The 1263-nt window shown below is 64.4% G+C and carries 1 protein-coding gene; it reads left to right on the plus strand.

The window, feature by feature from the left end; translation table 11 throughout:
* Positions 1–70 precede the first annotated feature (70 nt).
* Positions 71–1236 (plus strand): IS3 family transposase gene (locus OPF83_RS17355; protein ID WP_264888902.1). Its coding sequence is split into 2 segments (ribosomal slippage): positions 71–355 and positions 358–1236, totalling 1164 coding nucleotides; the frame shifts between segments, so codons are not numbered across the junction.
* The last annotated feature ends 27 nt before the right edge of the window (positions 1237–1263 follow it).

The following is a 1263-nucleotide window of genomic DNA, read 5'->3' on the forward strand; positions in this document are numbered from 1 at the left end:
GGGGCTGGTGCATGAGTAGGTGACATCTGATCTGGCTTGCCCTGACGGGGTGGCCTGGAAGGATGTTGTTGTGCCCAAGCCCTATCCTCAGGAGTTCCGCGACGACGTTGTCCGCGTCGCTCAGAATCGTGAAGACGGTGTGACGCTCGAGCAGATCGCTGCCGACTTCGGGATCCACCCCATGACGTTGCAGAAGTGGATTCGCAAGGCCGACGTGGAGGCCGGGATCAAGCCTGGCACCACGTCGGCCGAATCGCGTGAGCTGCGCGAGGCCAAGCGGCGTGTGCGCCTGCTTGAACAGGAGAACGAGGTCTTACGCCGGGCGGCGGCGTACCTGTCCCAAGCGAATCTGCCGGGAAAAGGTGGTACCCGCTCGTGAGTGAGCTGGCCGCTGACGGCATCCCCGTCTCGGTGGCGTGTCGGGTACTCAAGATCGCTCGCCAGCCCTACTACCGGTGGCGCAAGAACCCGATCACCGATGCCGAGCTCGCCGAGGCGTACCGGGCCAACGCCCTGTTCGACGCCCACCGCGAAGACCCGGAGTTCGGCTACCGCTACCTCGCCGACGAGGCCGAAGCCGCAGGCGAGAAGATGTGTCGGCGGACGGCGTGGCGGATCTGCTCCGCCGGCGGCTGGACCAGCGACATCAGCAAGAAGGGACGGGGTCGGCATCGCAAGGCCGGCCCGCCCGTGCACGACGACCTCGTGGAGCGGGACTTCACCGCGGCTGGTCCGAACGAGTTGTGGCTGACCGACATCACCGAACACTGGACAGCCGAGGGCAAGCTGTACCTGTGCGCGATCAAGGACGTCTACTCGGGGCGAATCGTCGGATATTCGATCGACTCGAGAATGAAATCCCGCCTGGCGGTCAGCGCTCTCAACAGCGCCGTCGCCAGACGGGGCGACGTGACCGGCTGCGTTCTGCACAGCGATAGAGGGTCGCAATTTCGCTCGAAGAAGATGCAGAAGGCCATCACCCGGCACGGCATGCTCGGGTCGATGGGCAGGGTCGGTGCGTGTGGTGACAACGCGGCCATGGAGAGCTTCTTCTCGCTGCTACAGAACAACGTCCTCGACCGCCGATCCTGGGCCACCAGAGACGAGCTCCGCGCGGCCATCGTGCACTGGATCGAACGGACCTACCACCGCCGCAGACGACAAGACCGCCTCGGCAGATTGACCCCCATCGAATTCGAGACAATCATCAACCACGAGGCCCCTCAGGCCGCGTGACTAACCGTGTCACCTACTCATGCACCA

Origin of the sequence: Dietzia sp. NCCP-2495, assembly GCF_026011735.1 — a bacterium.
GTDB lineage: Bacteria > Actinomycetota > Actinomycetes > Mycobacteriales > Mycobacteriaceae > Dietzia.